This is a genomic window from Methylomonas sp. LW13, from assembly GCF_016865255.1.
Classification (GTDB): domain Bacteria; phylum Pseudomonadota; class Gammaproteobacteria; order Methylococcales; family Methylomonadaceae; genus Methylomonas.
Genome location: NZ_CP033381.1, coordinates 5,099,502 through 5,113,247, shown reverse-complemented (window position 1 = coordinate 5,113,247; position 13,746 = coordinate 5,099,502). Strand labels below are relative to the sequence as shown.

Below are 13,746 nucleotides of genomic sequence, written 5' to 3'. Positions count from 1 at the left end.
GCTGGCTTATTTACGATTAGCCACCCGGTGTGATTATGCAAATCATTCAAGAAGCTCTCACCTTTGACGATGTTTTATTGGTGCCCGCCCACTCCAGCGTACTGCCGCGCGAAGTCGAACTAAAAACCCAGCTGACTCGAAAAATTAAGCTGAACATCCCGCTGGTGTCCGCGGCAATGGATACAGTGACCGAAGCCCGCCTGGCTATTGCGATTGCTCAGGAAGGCGGCATCGGTATCATCCATAAAAACATGACTGTCGAGCAACAGGCAGCGGAAGTCAGAAGGGTTAAAAAATACGAAAGCGGCGTGATCAAAGACCCGATTACCGTCTCTCCCAACGTGACGGTTCGCGAGGTAATGGAATTAACCCGCGCTAAAAACATCTCCGGTGTTCCGGTGGTGGATGGTGAAGAATTGGTCGGTATCGTTACCAGCCGTGATTTGCGCTTCGAAACCCGGCTGGACGAATCGATTCGTTCGATCATGACGCCGAAAGACAAGCTGGTGACGGTCCATGAGTCGTTTAAGCACAAGGAAGTCATAGACTTGCTGCACAAGCACCGCATCGAGAAAGTGCTGGTCGTCAACGATGCCTTTCATTTGCGCGGCATGATCACTGTAAAAGACATTCAAAAAGCCAAAGACAATCCGCAAGCCTGCAAGGACGAACAGGAAAGACTGATCGTCGGTGCGGCGGTTGGCACCGGTGCCGATACCGGCGAACGGGTTGGCGCGTTGGTGGAAGCTGGCGTCGATGTCATCATCGTCGATACCGCTCACGGTCATTCGCAAGGCGTGCTGGATAAAGTGCGCTGGGTAAAACAAAACTTCCCGCAAGTTCAGGTGATCGGCGGCAATATCGCCACCGCTGCGGCCGCCTTGGCATTGGTCGAAGCCGGCGCTGATGGCGTCAAAGTGGGTATCGGTCCGGGCTCTATTTGTACCACGCGGATTGTCGCCGGTGTCGGCGTGCCGCAAATCACTGCCGTTAGCAATGTCGCGGATGCGTTAAGAGGAACAGGCGTACCTCTGATTGCCGACGGCGGCATCCGCTATTCCGGCGACGTTGCCAAAGCCTTGGCGGCCGGGGCGCATGCGGTGATGTTGGGCGGATTGTTTGCCGGCACTGAAGAGGCGCCGGGTGAAGTGGAATTGTTCCAAGGCCGATCCTACAAATCTTATCGCGGCATGGGCTCTTTGGGTGCGATGTCGCAGCAGCAGGGCTCCAGTGACCGCTATTTCCAGGAAGATACCGAGCAAGTCGAAAAATTGGTGCCGGAAGGTATTGAAGGCCGGGTGCCCTATAAAGGCAGCGTGTTGGCGATTGTGCATCAATTGTTAGGTGGTATCCGTTCCAGCATGGGTTACACCGGTAACAGCACGATTGCGGCGATGCATGACAATGCCCAGTTTGTGCGTGTCACCAGTGCCGGTATGCGCGAAAGCCATGTGCATGACGTGACGATTACCAAGGAAGCGCCGAATTACCATATGAATTAAAACCGGCCCTCAGGCTGTTGCTCTCGGGTCTGCTCTTTCGCGTCGACCCGCTTTAATCGAACACAAATCACAGAAATAGCTCAATGTCCGAAACCTCCTCAACTCCATGCAATCTTTGCGGCGGCAACCATGTTGCCGTGTTATCCATGCGCAGCCGCAGCGGCGCCGAGTTGCGCAGCGTCATCTGCAAGGACTGCGGACTGGTCTGGAGCGATCCGTTTCCGCACGATCCTCGGCAGTTTTACGAAGAAGATTATCGGCTGGCATACAAAAATACCTACGCCCCCAAAGCCAAACATATCTTGCGAGCCGGCCGAGTTGCGCTGACCAGGCATGAAAAAATCAAACACCTACTGCACAAACCGCAATCCCTACTGGATGTGGGCACCGGCGGCGGCGAGTTTGCTTATTTAATCAAATCGCTGGGCCACAATCTGTACGGCATCGAGCCAAACAAGGGTTACGGCCAATATTCCGCCGCGCAATACGATCTGAATTTGCAATTTGGCTTTATTCAAGATGCACAGTTCGAAGAAAGCAGTTTTGATGTGATCACCATTTGGCACGTATTGGAGCACACCGAAGATCCTTTCTTTGTTTTAGGTAAGTTGCGCAGCCTGTTGAAAGCCGACGGCGTGTTAGTAGTGGAAGTACCGAATATCGAGGCCACTTGCCAATCGCCGAGCAGCACTTTTCATGAGGCGCATCTGTACAATTTCAATTTAGCGACGCTGCGGCGCATGGGCGAAAAAGCCGGCCTAATTGAGGAAAGACATGTGTTTTCCGAAGACGGCGGCAATGTCACGCTGTTTTTCAAAAAAGCCGAACACCCGGCCGACCAAGCCATGACTTGGGGAATCCCAGAAAATGCCGAACGAATCTCCACGATTGTACGCGGCCATACCAATTTACGGCATTACATGCGCGCGGCCCCTTATTTGCGGTTTATCAAACGCATGAGTCGTTCGCTGTTCGAAAATCGGGACGTTAAAGGTTTCGATAACAATAAAAGCCTGCTCGATCAGTTGTATCGAGGCTTGTAGTACGCTCGTCACTTAGATTTTCCGGTGGGCTCGTAGTCGGCTCACCCTACATTTTTGAAAGGTTTCCCGTCATGTCATCCCACGCGACCAACATCCATTCCGACAAAATCCTGATTCTCGATTTCGGTTCGCAGTACACGCAATTGATTGCCCGCCGCATCCGTGAAATTGGTGTGTATTGCGAAATCTATTCCTGCGATTGCAGCGCCGATGAAGTCAAAAACTTCGCACCCAACGGCATCATCCTCTCCGGCGGCCCGGAAACCGTCACCAGCAGCGACACCCCGCGCGCGCCGCAAATTGTTTTTGAGTTGGGCGTGCCGGTCTTGGGTATTTGCTACGGCATGCAAACCATGGCCGAGCAGTTGGGCGGCAAAGTAGAATCGTCCGATCACCGCGAATTCGGCTACGCACAGATTCGTGCCCGCGGCCATTCCAAATTGTTGTTGAACATCGAAGATCACGCATCGCCCGAAGGTTTCGGCTTATTGGATGTTTGGATGAGTCACGGCGACCGCGTCGTCGAATTGCCGACCGGCTTCAAATTGATCGCCAGCTCCGACGGCGCGCCAATTGCCGGCATCGCCGATGAAGACAAACACTTCTATGCTCTGCAATTTCATCCGGAAGTGACGCACACCAAGCAGGGTGGCCGGATATTGAGTCGGTTTGTGTTGGAAATTTGCGGCTGCCAAGCGTTGTGGAATGCCAGCAATATCATTGAAGACAGCATATCCGCAGTCCGCGAAAAAGTCGGCGGCGATCAAGTCATTCTGGGCCTATCGGGCGGTGTCGATTCTTCGGTAGTCGCCGCCTTGCTGCATCGCGCTATCGGCGAGCAACTAACCTGCGTGTTCGTCGACACCGGCTTGCTACGCTTGCACGAAGGCGATCAGGTGATGGCGATGTTCGCCCAACATATGGGTATCAAAGTAATTCGCGTCGATGCCGAAGCCCGTTACATGGCGGCACTAGCCGGCGTTAGCGACCCCGAACAGAAGCGCAAAATCATCGGCGGCCTGTTCGTGGAAATCTTCGACGAAGAAGCCGGCAAACTCACCGACGCCAAATGGCTGGCACAAGGCACTATTTACCCGGACGTCATCGAATCGGCCGGCGCCAAAAGCGGCAAGGCGCATTTGATCAAATCGCATCACAATGTCGGCGGCCTACCGGAAAACATGAAGTTGAAACTGGTCGAACCCTTGCGCGAATTGTTCAAGGACGAAGTACGTAAACTGGGCTTGGAGCTGGGCTTGCCGGCCGACATGATCCACCGCCACCCGTTCCCCGGTCCCGGTCTGGGCGTACGCATCCTCGGCGAAGTCAAAAAGCAGTATGCAGACTTATTGCGCCAGGCCGATGCGATTTTTATCGAAGAACTGTATCGCCACGATCTTTACCACAAAGTCAGCCAAGCCTTCGCGGTGTTCCTGCCGGTGAAATCGGTGGGTGTGATGGGCGATGGCCGCAAATACGATTACGTGGTGGCGATCCGCGCTGTCGAAACCATAGACTTCATGACCGCGCGCTGGGCGCATCTGCCTTACGATTTCCTGGATTTGATCTCACGCCGCATCATCAACGAAGTGCCCGGCATTTCCCGCGTGACATATGACATTTCCGGCAAGCCGCCCGCGACGATAGAGTGGGAGTAATAGCTTCAAATTAAAATGGAACTTTGAAAATGACTTCCGGTCAGTGCAAGTGCGGGGTGTGAAAATTTGCTCCGCGCAATAGCTTATTCATTGTTTCTCCCAAGCCGGTAGTCAATTGTTTTGACTACCGGTTTTTTTTGCGATGAATGAGCAGTCTTGGTCGCCATGCCGAATTAAAGTTAATAAAACGCAGCTTAACCTACGTCGGTTCTTACTGATAATCGTCCGTCAATTCGTCTAACAACCCATCATTGGCGCACCCCGGTCTTAGCAGGTATAGGCTGGGTCATATCGATGCCGGCAGCTTCTTTTCTTGAGTATTGGATGTTTCGTAACTGGGCTGTTTATGCTGCACGTTGCGAAAAAACTTAAGCTGAGGGTTTGTCCATATCATTTCCTTGGTGGCCGGTAAAGGTCCGCCAAATTAACCAGCCATTCACGATTTTTGACGACATTGACGTTGGTCAAAGCCATCGAATAACAGCCTGTGTCCGATACGGCAATTGTTGGGTATTTAATGACAATAAGATGAATGCTCCCAGGCACATTTAGAATGGTTTTCAGGTGGAAAACGGTTAGATTATTTAGGCAAAAATGCAAGGGATTAATTTTAATTATGCACAAAAAACTACTTGACACTGTCGGCGGCCAAAGACTGCCTGGTCCTGGGCTCTAATGTTCGTATATTGCATGTAAGTTATTGATTTTAAATTGTATAAACTGTTGTCTAAAATTGAGTCAATTTAAGCAAAGGCCCCAAAAATTAGGCATTTAGAGCGCGAAAAAACTTTTTATCCCCAAGGTTATCCACAGCTTTTGTGGATAACACCATAACTTAGTTGCCTGTCAGTCAGTTAGCGCTAAAAGCTATATTCCCGTGCAGGTTTTTGTCTTATTTCCGACACGGTTGCAACTTGGCCTGCCTGGGATTTTGCAAAGGAATGTCAGTGGATGGCTACATTGGCGGAGGCTTTTGATTACAGTATTTTAAATGCGGAGTTCGTTGTGGTGCTGCTTCTAGTGTTATGACAGGGCTCTTAAAAACCGTTCGCCTTATGCTCTTGAGCGAACTCAGCCTGTCGATGGACGCACTCACCTGGGCTCAGACGAGCTCAGCCCGGACGGATTACCCGAGATAAAATACTGCCGGGTTAATAAGCTATCGGCTCCAACTGCGCTGGATAAAAATTAACTATGTTAAATAACTTTTCCAATTAGGTCATATCCCGCATTATTTGTAGCGTGTTGCTCCGGTAATCCCGGGCAATTTGCCGCCAAATGCCCTAAATACCGCTATTTTAGTGCTCTGGCATGAATCTTGGTTGTTCGCCCAATTAACGACACCAAAATCCGCATATCCTAACCATGAGCAACGCTCTCCACATCTCCCGCCTGATTGAGGCTTACGACGAGGAATTACGCCGGGTGATGTTTAGACGCTGCGGCTGCCTGGATACCGCCGCCGACATCGTGCAGGAGACCTACCAGCGCATGTTTACCGGCAATTTGTGGCAGCAGGCCGACAACCCGCGCGCCTTGCTGCATCGCATCGCCGCCAATCTGGCCACCGATTACGAACGCCGCCGCAATACTCGCAATCAACATGTAGAGCATGACGATACCGGCGACGCGGCCTTGCAGGTTAGCGACGGTATCGATCCGGAGCAAATCAGTTTGGCGCGCGAGCGCTTGGACCGCTTGGTCGCGGCGATAGATAGACTCCCCGCCAAATGCCGGACGGTTTTCGTGCTGCGCAAGTTCGAGGAACTGAGCCACGCCGAAATCGCCCAGCGCCTAGGCATATCCCGCAATATGGTGGAAAAGCATCTACGCAATGCCTTGGCCGCCTTGCAAGAACACGACGATTTTTAGCTGATTCGATCCTGTTTTCACAGGGTTATGCGTCCTATAATGGCGAGCCACCAACCCTGAATTGCGCCCGATGAAAAACTTCAGCCTTTATCGCTCACCGCTAAGCAGCAGGATGCATTGCCGACTGCCGGCTGTAAATGGACATAGGCAATGAAAATCTCTGCCGAGATTAAAGCCGCTGCCCGCGCCTGGTGGGTCAGGCTGGATAGCGGCAAACTTAGCCCTAATGAGCACGCCGAATTTACCCGCTGGTTGGCTGCCGATCCCTTGCATCGTCAGGCTTACGAGCAATTACGCGAGTTATGGGGAGCCCTGGACGCTATCGCGCCGAGAATAGCGATTCCGGCCGCCAGCAAACCCAAGCAGCTTGCTTGGCGATGGCAGTGGGCGCTGCCTGCCTTAGCCGGCGGCTGCCTAGCCTTGTGGTTGTTCAATCCGCTATGGCTTATATTGCGCGCCGATTTTCATACCGGCTTTGGCGAGAGGCGCGACGTGCATCTTAGCGACGGCTCGACGGTGCATCTGAACAGCAACAGCGCATTGGAAGTACATATCGACGGCGCACAGCGGCAATTGACCCTGCTACAAGGCGAAGCCTGGTTTGAAGTCAGTCCCGACAAAGCCAGGCCTTTCCGGGTAAATACTGAGCACGGCAGTGTCACCGCGCTGGGTACGGCATTTAACGTGCGGCTGCGTGACAGTAAAACCGAAGTCAGTGTCACGGAACACAGCGTGGCGGTGGACTTGCAACAAGCCGACGGCAAAACGCTGCACACCGTGGTTGCCGAAGGTCAGCAAATAGCCTATAGCGCCGAATCGGGACTGGGCAATTTGCAACACATCGATAGCCAGGCCGTAACCGCCTGGCAACGCGGCAAACTGGTGTTCGAAAACCGGCCCTTGGGCGAAGTGCTTGCCGAGCTGAATCGCTATCATCGCGGCTTTTTGCTGATCAACGATCCTGAACTGGCCCAACGCCGCGTCAATGGTGTGTTTCGTACCGACCAAGCCTTATCGGTGCTGGCGGCCTTGGAAAACTCTCTGCAACTGCGCTCAACGCGGTTTGGGGATTATTTGATCGTGCTGCACCGCTAAACGAGATTACGGCATCGGCGGCGTTTATTGACCGGGCAAAGGCATTCAGGCGAATGCTATTTAAGGGCCGGGTTAATAACGCTCCCGGCAAATTCCCGTTTTGACCTACTCGATAGTTGTTGTCAGCGCATTGCTGAAATTATCCCTCTACCAATTATCCTAAAAATAAATTTCAACCGCATTGAACTTGGCAACTACTTGGCGGAATTAACCTCGGAATGCAGTTCGCTTTGAGCAAGTCCCCTAAGTCGCCTCAAGGCAGGGTCGCATTCGCGCTAGGCAGTTGGTCAAAATGCCGACGCAACAGCAAAGGTTCCCATGGAACAAAAATCGCAGCCAACCTGAGGCTTGCCGCTGGTTAGCTGTACCTTAATGATCTTATCGACAGAGGATAGAAGTATGAGATTAAACATTGCTAAAACAGTAATTGCCGCCGTTTTGTTAATCGGTGCTGCGCCAGCGAATGCCAGTGCCGTGCATGATGCCGCCGGCGATTATCTGGCAACTTATTTCGGCAGTAAGACCGGCGATCTGGATGTGATCAGTGCCTCGGTTACTTACAATCCGGCCAGCGATCTTTTTCATTTCGAAAGTACCTTTGCCGGTAACCTCGGCGGCTCGCCGTCCGGTTTCTACATTTGGGGCTTCGATCGGGGCGCCGGTACCGGGCGGTTTACCGCAAACGGCTTGCCGCAAGTACTGTTCGATTCGGTCGTGCGTTTCAACATGGACGGCAGCGGCGTGGTAAGCCTGTTGACACCGACTTCTTCCACTACCCCCTTCGCCGCGGGGACCGCCAAAATTAAAGACAACCAGTTGATTGCCGACATTGCCGCGAGCTTGCTGCCCTCGAATGGTCTTGCCAAATCGAGTTACACCTGGAATCTCTGGCCGCGCGACGGGGCTCTGCCGGCGGGTTTTGGACAAATTTCCGATTTCGCTCCCGATGCCATCAACGCCCCCGTGCAAGTCGTACCGCTCCCTGGCGCGTTTTGGCTGTTTGGTTCGGTGTTTGCTATGTTCAAGTTAGCCGGCAACAGCAAGCAGCGTTTTGCGGTAACAGTAAAATCCATTTGATAGCAGCACATTGAAAGCTGGCAAACCCGTTCCTGTTGTTTTATAGAGGCTTGAGCGGGTTTGCGACTTCATTCCTCGCCGGACGGCGCTGCCAGATAACTTACCTCTACCTCCGTCAAGCCGCTGATGCCGATTTGCTTGGCCGCGCCTTGCGATAAATCGATCAACCGATTCGGGCTGAACGGACCTCTATCATTAATCAGCACATCCACATAACGGCCATTGCGTAAATTGGTAACCCGCACTCTCGACGGAATCGGCAAAGTTTTATGCGCCGCCGAAAAGCCTTGCGGATTGAAACGGCTGCCGTCGGCGGTACGATTGCCCGATTCCGCGCCGTACCAGGAAGCCAAGCCGGTTTCCCGGTAACCATTTCCCGATGCCAAAGGGTAATACGTGATGCCTTTAACGGTGTAAGGCTTGTTGTAAGCGGCGTTGTTTTGATAGGTCGGCAGTTGGACAGGCCCCGGAGATCGCGGTGGCTCGGACGCACAACCTGCTAGCAGACCAAGAAAAACTGGCAAAAAGCCTGGATTGGCAAGCGCCTGGATTAGTTGGTTTCGCGACATTCGATAACTCCACAGGGCGTAATTTATTTGGCGCGCATGCGCTGGCAATAATCTAAGCATAATTTAAAGCACTCGTTAAACTCCGTTCGCTTGGGTCGCACCTTTCCGGTCTTCGCGCAGGCAGACCGTTGCCGGCGCGAGCTCATCCCGTCAAAATCGGCCAGCCCGAACAGGTTTGGTTATAATGCCGGCATCAGGAAATAGACAACTAGGGCCGGGATAGCGATTTCTTTGTTTGCCGACGCGGCAAACGCCACTTGAGGGGGAAAGATACATGGCGGGTGAATTACATAAAATCTTGATTGTTGGCGGCGGCGCGGCGGGGTTGGAGTTGGCCACCGAATTGGGGCAAAAACTTGGCAGAGCCGGCAAGGCGCAAATCACCTTGCTGGATGCCGCGTCCACCCATATTTGGAAGCCGTTGTTGCACGAAGTGGCGTCCGGCACGCTAGCTGAAGCCGAGGAAATCGAATACTTGGCCCAAGCACACAGCAATCACTTCCGCTTCTTGTTCGGCAGAATGGAAGGTTTGGATCGGGCCAATAAAGAAATTATCGTCAGCGCGATTACCAACAAGAAAGGCGAAGAAATCATTCCGCAACGCCGCTTCAAGTACGACACGCTGGTGATGGCAGTCGGCAGTGTCAGCAACACCTTTGGTATCAAGGGTGTCGATAAATATTGCCGCTTTATCGATACCACCAAGGAAGCCTTCCGCTTTCAAAAACAACTGGTGGAAACCTATTACATCCAGTCTTACGCCAACCAGAGCCATCAACGTGACAAGCCGTTGTCGATTGTGATCATCGGCGCCGGCGCCACCGGCGTGGAATTGTCAGCCGAGTTGCACGAAGTGACCAAATTGCTGGCCACCTACGGGCTTGAAGGTTCCATAGACGTCAACATTACCATCATTGAAGCCGCGACTAAATTGTTGCCAGCCCTGCCGCCACGGCTGTCGCAAGCCACCCAGGAGCAATTGATCAAGCTGGGCATCCAGTTAAAGCTGGGTCGCAAGGTCACGGAAGTGACCGAAACCGAAGTACACACTTACGATGGCGAAGTGTTCGATGCGGACTTAAAAGTCTGGGCCGCCGGCATCAAAGCGCCGGATTGGATGAAAGACCTGGATGGTTTGGAGTCCAATCACATCAATCAATTAGTGGTCGATCAAACTTTGCAAACCAGCGACCCGGACATTTTTGCTATCGGCGATTGCGCCGCCTGTGAATGGGTCGGCCACGGCGGCAACGTGCCACCGCGCGCTCAGTCCGCCCACCAAATGGCCTCTACCGTGGCCAAAACCATCATCAACCGCTTGAAAGGCAAACCGGCGGCGAAGTTTGTTTATCGCGATTACGGCTCACTGGTGTCGCTGGGTAAATTCAGCACCGTCGGCAGTTTGATGGGTAGCTTGATGGGCACGGTCAGCGTCGGCGGCTTGATTGCCTATGGCGTGTATTTGTCCTTGTACAAAATGCACCAAGTGGCCATCCACGGCTACTTCCGCACCGCGATGCTGACCTTATCCAACCTGTTCCGGCGCAGTACCCACGCCAAAATGAAAATGCACTAACCCACAACTCCATTGAGCGATACACATGTTAGAAATCGAATACGAATTCCGCGAAGAAGATCTGGTCCACTTTAACGAGGAAAGGCTGAAAAAAGACCCGGAAATGCAGAAGAAAATCCGCCAAAACCGCATCTTCGCGCCCGGCGTGATGATGGCTATCGCCTTGTTTTATTACGTGTATTACGTGGACATGACCACCACCGCCTACATCACGATATTGGCGCTGGCCTGGGCGATTGCGTCGCCGTTTATCATGAAGATGGACATGCGCCGCCAGTTTTTCAACAAATACACCGAAGCGGAAAAAAAAGCGTTATTTGGCATCCACTGGTTGAGCATTGAGCCGGAGTTTTTGCAGGAACGCGCCCCCGGCGGTAAGAGCAAAACTCCGTGGAAAGACATGTTGCGGGTGGAGAAACATAAAGATTACGTTTACATCTATGTGGATATAGATGCGGCGATTGTGATTCCGCGCGCTACGGTCAAGAAAGGCGATTTGAAGGCGTTTGCCAAGCAGGCTGAGGGGATGATTGAGAGGGCAGGATGAGGTTTTTGTGCCGTGGCAGTTATAGGCACTTATGTTGTATATCCTGCGAATTAAGAGTTATGTGCAGACTAGCTAATAAGTTGTTTAGTAGCATGTCAAATTTTCGGAGTATTCATGGGCACTGATAAAGATTGGGAACAATGGGGGGCGGCTGACCCATACTTTGGCGTCCTTAGCAGCGACGAATTTCGTAAGGACAGGCTCGACGCCAGAGCAAAGGACGAGTTTTTTGCTTCAGGGAGGAGGCATATTGAACGTGTCTTCCAACTAATCAGCGAAAACTTCGGTCACGCATTTTTTCCAAATACAGCACTTGATTTTGGCTGTGGAGTGGGTCGGCTCGTCTTAACATTGGCTGAGCGCACTGAACGGACTGTCGGCATTGATATTTCGCCTTCCATGATTGCCGAGGCTCTCGATAATACTAAGTATGCCGGCATCACCAATGTCAGTTTCGTATTGTCTGATGACGCGCTTACGAATGTTGTCGGTGAATTCAGTTTTGTCCATTCTTGCATAGTGTTACAACATATCCCATGGGCACGTGGTCGACTAATATTACAACAACTCGCAGATAGAGTAGAGCCAGGCGGCTATTTAGCTGTTCACTTTTTAACATCGTCTAGTGCCCCTAAGCTTATTAGAGCAGCAGTTCGTCTTCGATATGTGTTCCCCCCGCTAAATTGGTTGAGGAACTTAACAAAACGCCGTCCACTATTCGAGCCAGCCATGCAATTGCACATTTATAATACTGGCAAAATTATTCTCGATCTGAAGGAACGAAACTTTGAAACGCCGGTATGTTGTAACGAACCAGACATGGACGGATTTACGAGCATTCTATTACTTGCTCGACGCTTGCCAAAGCCTTAGTTCCGTAGACACTGTTATCCAAGTCAAGCCAAATGAATAACCGAGTCGAAGGGTTTTGCGGATTTTTCATCGTTCCCACGCGCCGCGTGGTAATGCAAACCAACCGCGCTGCGGTGAGCTAAAACCAATCCCGATTCCATCCTACCCGGCATAAATCCAGGCACTTGAATAACGCCAATGCTCCGGTAAATCAACATAACCGCATTTACCGGATTCAGGTGGATATAATCCAAGGCCAAGGCGCAATTGGTAGGGCGTCAATAGGCGTTGCCGTGTTGTGCCGTATGTTGGCCTTAAATCATTCGGCGCATTACGCTATTTATCGTTCCCACGCTCCAGCGTGGTAACGCATCCCTAGACGCTCTGCGTCGTCCTGCGAAAACAATGTCTCGCTTCCACGAAACCGGGAAGTGTTGACACGGTTTTTTACCCACGCTGTCAATAGGCCTTTGTGTTTGGTGTCGCTAACGCGACGGCTGGTTTTAATGTCGGGTCTCGGCCCGACAGCCGAGATACTTTTCTTTGCTTGTCCAAAGAAAAGTATCCAAAAGAAAAGACACCCGGATGCCGCTTATTCCCTGTGCTCCTCGCTTTTGAACGGGGTTGCCGAAAGGGGCTTCCTGCCCCTTCGTCAACGTGCGGCATCCATGCCGCACCCCTTCGGGCTATTCCGTTCAAAAGTTCCGGTGCTCGGCGCGGCATACGGGAATAAAACTATCCCGATTTCACTGTAGTCTCTTAGGGTGGGTACGGTTTTTGTGCCCACGCGGATTGCTCTCCGCGACGCAATGATCCCCACAAAATATTAGTGCGTGCTAATCTATACTTGCTTTGGATGTTAGACAATGGCGAATTAGGTTAGACTCTGGTTGCATGTGCTTATGCTGACGGTTAAGCCACGACAAAAGACGCATCCGCTATCTACGCCAAGGCGATGGGCCGGCCCGTCTCACCCACAGGGAGACTCAGCATCTATAAGGGCATTCGCCGTAATGTCGTTCGAAAGCAGAGGACCTGCAAATTATTGGGAAATTAACGAAGCCCACCGGTTCATCGGGTGGGAGGAGCAAGCATGGAACTGTTACTTTTTCTTATAGGTGAAAAATATTTTTGCCTACCGCTATCCAGCGTCAAAAGGATTGTGCCCATTTCCCCGGTTTATCCCTACAGCGGGCAGAACTCCGATCCCTTCTACGGGATCGACGGCGAGGTTTTTCCTTATGTGTCGCTTTGGGATTTGTTGGATATCAAGTCGAAATACTTTGAATACGAGGAATTAAAGTCTTTTTTGGAAATTCGCAGAAAGGATCACCTGGAATGGATTGCCGAACTGGAATATTCGGTCCGCAACCACGGCACCTTCAGCAAGGCCAGAAACCCCAGAGAATGCGCATTCGGTAAGTGGTATTACGCTTACACACCCCGGCACAAAAGACTGCATTTGCTGTTGTCTTGTTTCGAAAGGCCGCACGCCGCCATACATGAACTAGCCGATAAATTGCTGAATATGGCGGAAACCGGCCGTGTCGATGAAGCTTTGTCGGCTTTGAATCAGGCTAAACAAGGCACGTTAATGGAGCTTTTGAATATTTTCGACTCAACGATTGAATTGGTTGTCGACCTGCAAAGACGTCTAGTCCTGCTTGCCAAACATGATGCCAATTACCTGGCTATCGGCATTGATGAGGTGTCTGACATTGTTAAAGTGAAGGCGTCGATGCGTCGTGACAACCCTATTACAAGGTCCGAGCATTTTTCTGAGTTCGTTTCTTTCGAGAATGGCCAAGCTGTGCCGATTATTAATCTTGCATCCTTAGCCAACAATGCGCCGGGGTTGACGGGTAAATCAGATAATCCGGTAATTTAGCGCCCGCAGTGCTGGGTGGATGATGAAATCATCCTGACTTCCAAGTTGTGGTTTTATATTTTAATAC

The 13,746-nt window shown here is 51.8% G+C and carries 11 protein-coding genes and 1 pseudogene; 10 read left to right on the top strand and 2 right to left on the bottom strand.

Going from position 1 to position 13,746, the window contains the following annotated elements; translation table 11 throughout:
• Window positions 1-35 precede the first annotated feature (35 nt).
• The 6 genes from guaB (at window position 36) to JL719_RS23265 (ending at window position 8,247) form a co-directional block, all read left to right on the top strand.
• A complete protein-coding gene (gene guaB / locus JL719_RS23290) occupies window positions 36-1,502 on the top strand; it encodes an IMP dehydrogenase (protein ID WP_033156917.1) in 1,467 nt (488 codons plus the stop codon).
• A gap of 83 nt (window positions 1,503-1,585) precedes the next feature.
• On the top strand, window positions 1,586-2,545 hold the full coding sequence (locus JL719_RS23285) for a class I SAM-dependent methyltransferase (protein WP_225892934.1): 960 nt from the start codon (window positions 1,586-1,588) through the stop codon (window positions 2,543-2,545).
• Between the two features lie 71 nt (window positions 2,546-2,616).
• The gene (gene guaA / locus JL719_RS23280) at window positions 2,617-4,203 is read left to right on the top strand and encodes a glutamine-hydrolyzing GMP synthase (protein WP_033156915.1); all 1,587 of its coding nucleotides are present in this window, start codon (window positions 2,617-2,619) and stop codon (window positions 4,201-4,203) included.
• Window positions 4,204-5,568: 1,365 nt separating this feature from the next.
• A complete protein-coding gene (locus JL719_RS23275; RefSeq protein ID WP_033156914.1) occupies window positions 5,569-6,075 on the top strand; it encodes an RNA polymerase sigma factor in 507 nt (168 codons plus the stop codon).
• 150 nt (window positions 6,076-6,225) lie between these two features.
• Window positions 6,226-7,170: a FecR family protein gene (locus tag JL719_RS23270; RefSeq protein ID WP_033156913.1), complete on the top strand. Its 945-nt coding sequence runs from the start codon at window positions 6,226-6,228 to the stop codon at window positions 7,168-7,170.
• A 399-nt stretch (window positions 7,171-7,569) separates the two neighbouring features.
• Window positions 7,570-8,247, top strand: coding sequence for a hypothetical protein (locus JL719_RS23265; protein WP_033156912.1), 678 nt, complete (start codon window positions 7,570-7,572; stop codon window positions 8,245-8,247).
• A 68-nt stretch (window positions 8,248-8,315) separates the two neighbouring features.
• Here JL719_RS23265 and JL719_RS23260 read toward each other — a convergent pair whose 3' ends face one another.
• Entirely contained in the window at window positions 8,316-8,816 is a 501-nt protein-coding gene (locus tag JL719_RS23260; protein ID WP_033156911.1) for a septal ring lytic transglycosylase RlpA family protein, read from the bottom strand.
• Between the two features lie 274 nt (window positions 8,817-9,090).
• Here JL719_RS23260 and JL719_RS23255 point away from each other — a divergent pair, with 274 nt between their 5' ends.
• The 3 genes from JL719_RS23255 to JL719_RS23245 all read left to right on the top strand — a co-directional run bounded on the left by JL719_RS23255 (window position 9,091) and on the right by JL719_RS23245 (window position 11,812).
• Window positions 9,091-10,392 carry an NAD(P)/FAD-dependent oxidoreductase gene (locus JL719_RS23255; RefSeq protein WP_033156910.1) on the top strand — a complete coding sequence of 434 codons (1,302 nt, stop codon included), beginning with the start codon at window positions 9,091-9,093 and terminating at the stop codon, window positions 10,390-10,392.
• 25 nt (window positions 10,393-10,417) lie between these two features.
• A complete protein-coding gene (locus tag JL719_RS23250; protein ID WP_033156909.1) occupies window positions 10,418-10,939 on the top strand; it encodes a YcxB family protein in 522 nt (173 codons plus the stop codon).
• Window positions 10,940-11,053: 114 nt separating this feature from the next.
• A complete protein-coding gene (locus tag JL719_RS23245) occupies window positions 11,054-11,812 on the top strand; it encodes a class I SAM-dependent methyltransferase (RefSeq protein ID WP_051670022.1) in 759 nt (252 codons plus the stop codon).
• Between the two features lie 141 nt (window positions 11,813-11,953).
• On the opposite strand, the pseudogene JL719_RS24220 reads toward JL719_RS23245, so the two are convergent.
• Window positions 11,954-12,045, bottom strand: a pseudogene (locus JL719_RS24220) (REP-associated tyrosine transposase); the annotation flags it as partial.
• Window positions 12,046-12,884: 839 nt separating this feature from the next.
• Between JL719_RS24220 and JL719_RS23240 the strand changes: the two are divergent.
• Entirely contained in the window at window positions 12,885-13,679 is a 795-nt protein-coding gene (locus JL719_RS23240) for a chemotaxis protein CheW (protein WP_033156907.1), read from the top strand.
• Window positions 13,680-13,746: the final 67 nt, after the last annotated feature.

What these genes read in the sequence shown, in the direction of transcription:
- guaB (WP_033156917.1), top strand. Translation starts at nt 36, where the DNA reads ATGCAAATCATTCAAGAAGCTCTCACCTTTGACGATGTTTTATTGGTG.
- JL719_RS23285 (WP_225892934.1), top strand. Translation starts at nt 1,586, where the DNA reads ATGTCCGAAACCTCCTCAACTCCATGCAATCTTTGCGGCGGCAACCAT.
- guaA (WP_033156915.1), top strand. Translation starts at nt 2,617, where the DNA reads ATGTCATCCCACGCGACCAACATCCATTCCGACAAAATCCTGATTCTC.
- JL719_RS23275 (WP_033156914.1), top strand. Translation starts at nt 5,569, where the DNA reads ATGAGCAACGCTCTCCACATCTCCCGCCTGATTGAGGCTTACGACGAG.
- JL719_RS23270 (WP_033156913.1), top strand. Translation starts at nt 6,226, where the DNA reads ATGAAAATCTCTGCCGAGATTAAAGCCGCTGCCCGCGCCTGGTGGGTC.
- JL719_RS23265 (WP_033156912.1), top strand. Translation starts at nt 7,570, where the DNA reads ATGAGATTAAACATTGCTAAAACAGTAATTGCCGCCGTTTTGTTAATC.
- JL719_RS23260 (WP_033156911.1), bottom strand. Translation starts at nt 8,816, where the DNA reads ATGTCGCGAAACCAACTAATCCAGGCGCTTGCCAATCCAGGCTTTTTG.
- JL719_RS23255 (WP_033156910.1), top strand. Translation starts at nt 9,091, where the DNA reads ATGGCGGGTGAATTACATAAAATCTTGATTGTTGGCGGCGGCGCGGCG.
- JL719_RS23250 (WP_033156909.1), top strand. Translation starts at nt 10,418, where the DNA reads ATGTTAGAAATCGAATACGAATTCCGCGAAGAAGATCTGGTCCACTTT.
- JL719_RS23245 (WP_051670022.1), top strand. Translation starts at nt 11,054, where the DNA reads ATGGGCACTGATAAAGATTGGGAACAATGGGGGGCGGCTGACCCATAC.
- JL719_RS23240 (WP_033156907.1), top strand. Translation starts at nt 12,885, where the DNA reads ATGGAACTGTTACTTTTTCTTATAGGTGAAAAATATTTTTGCCTACCG.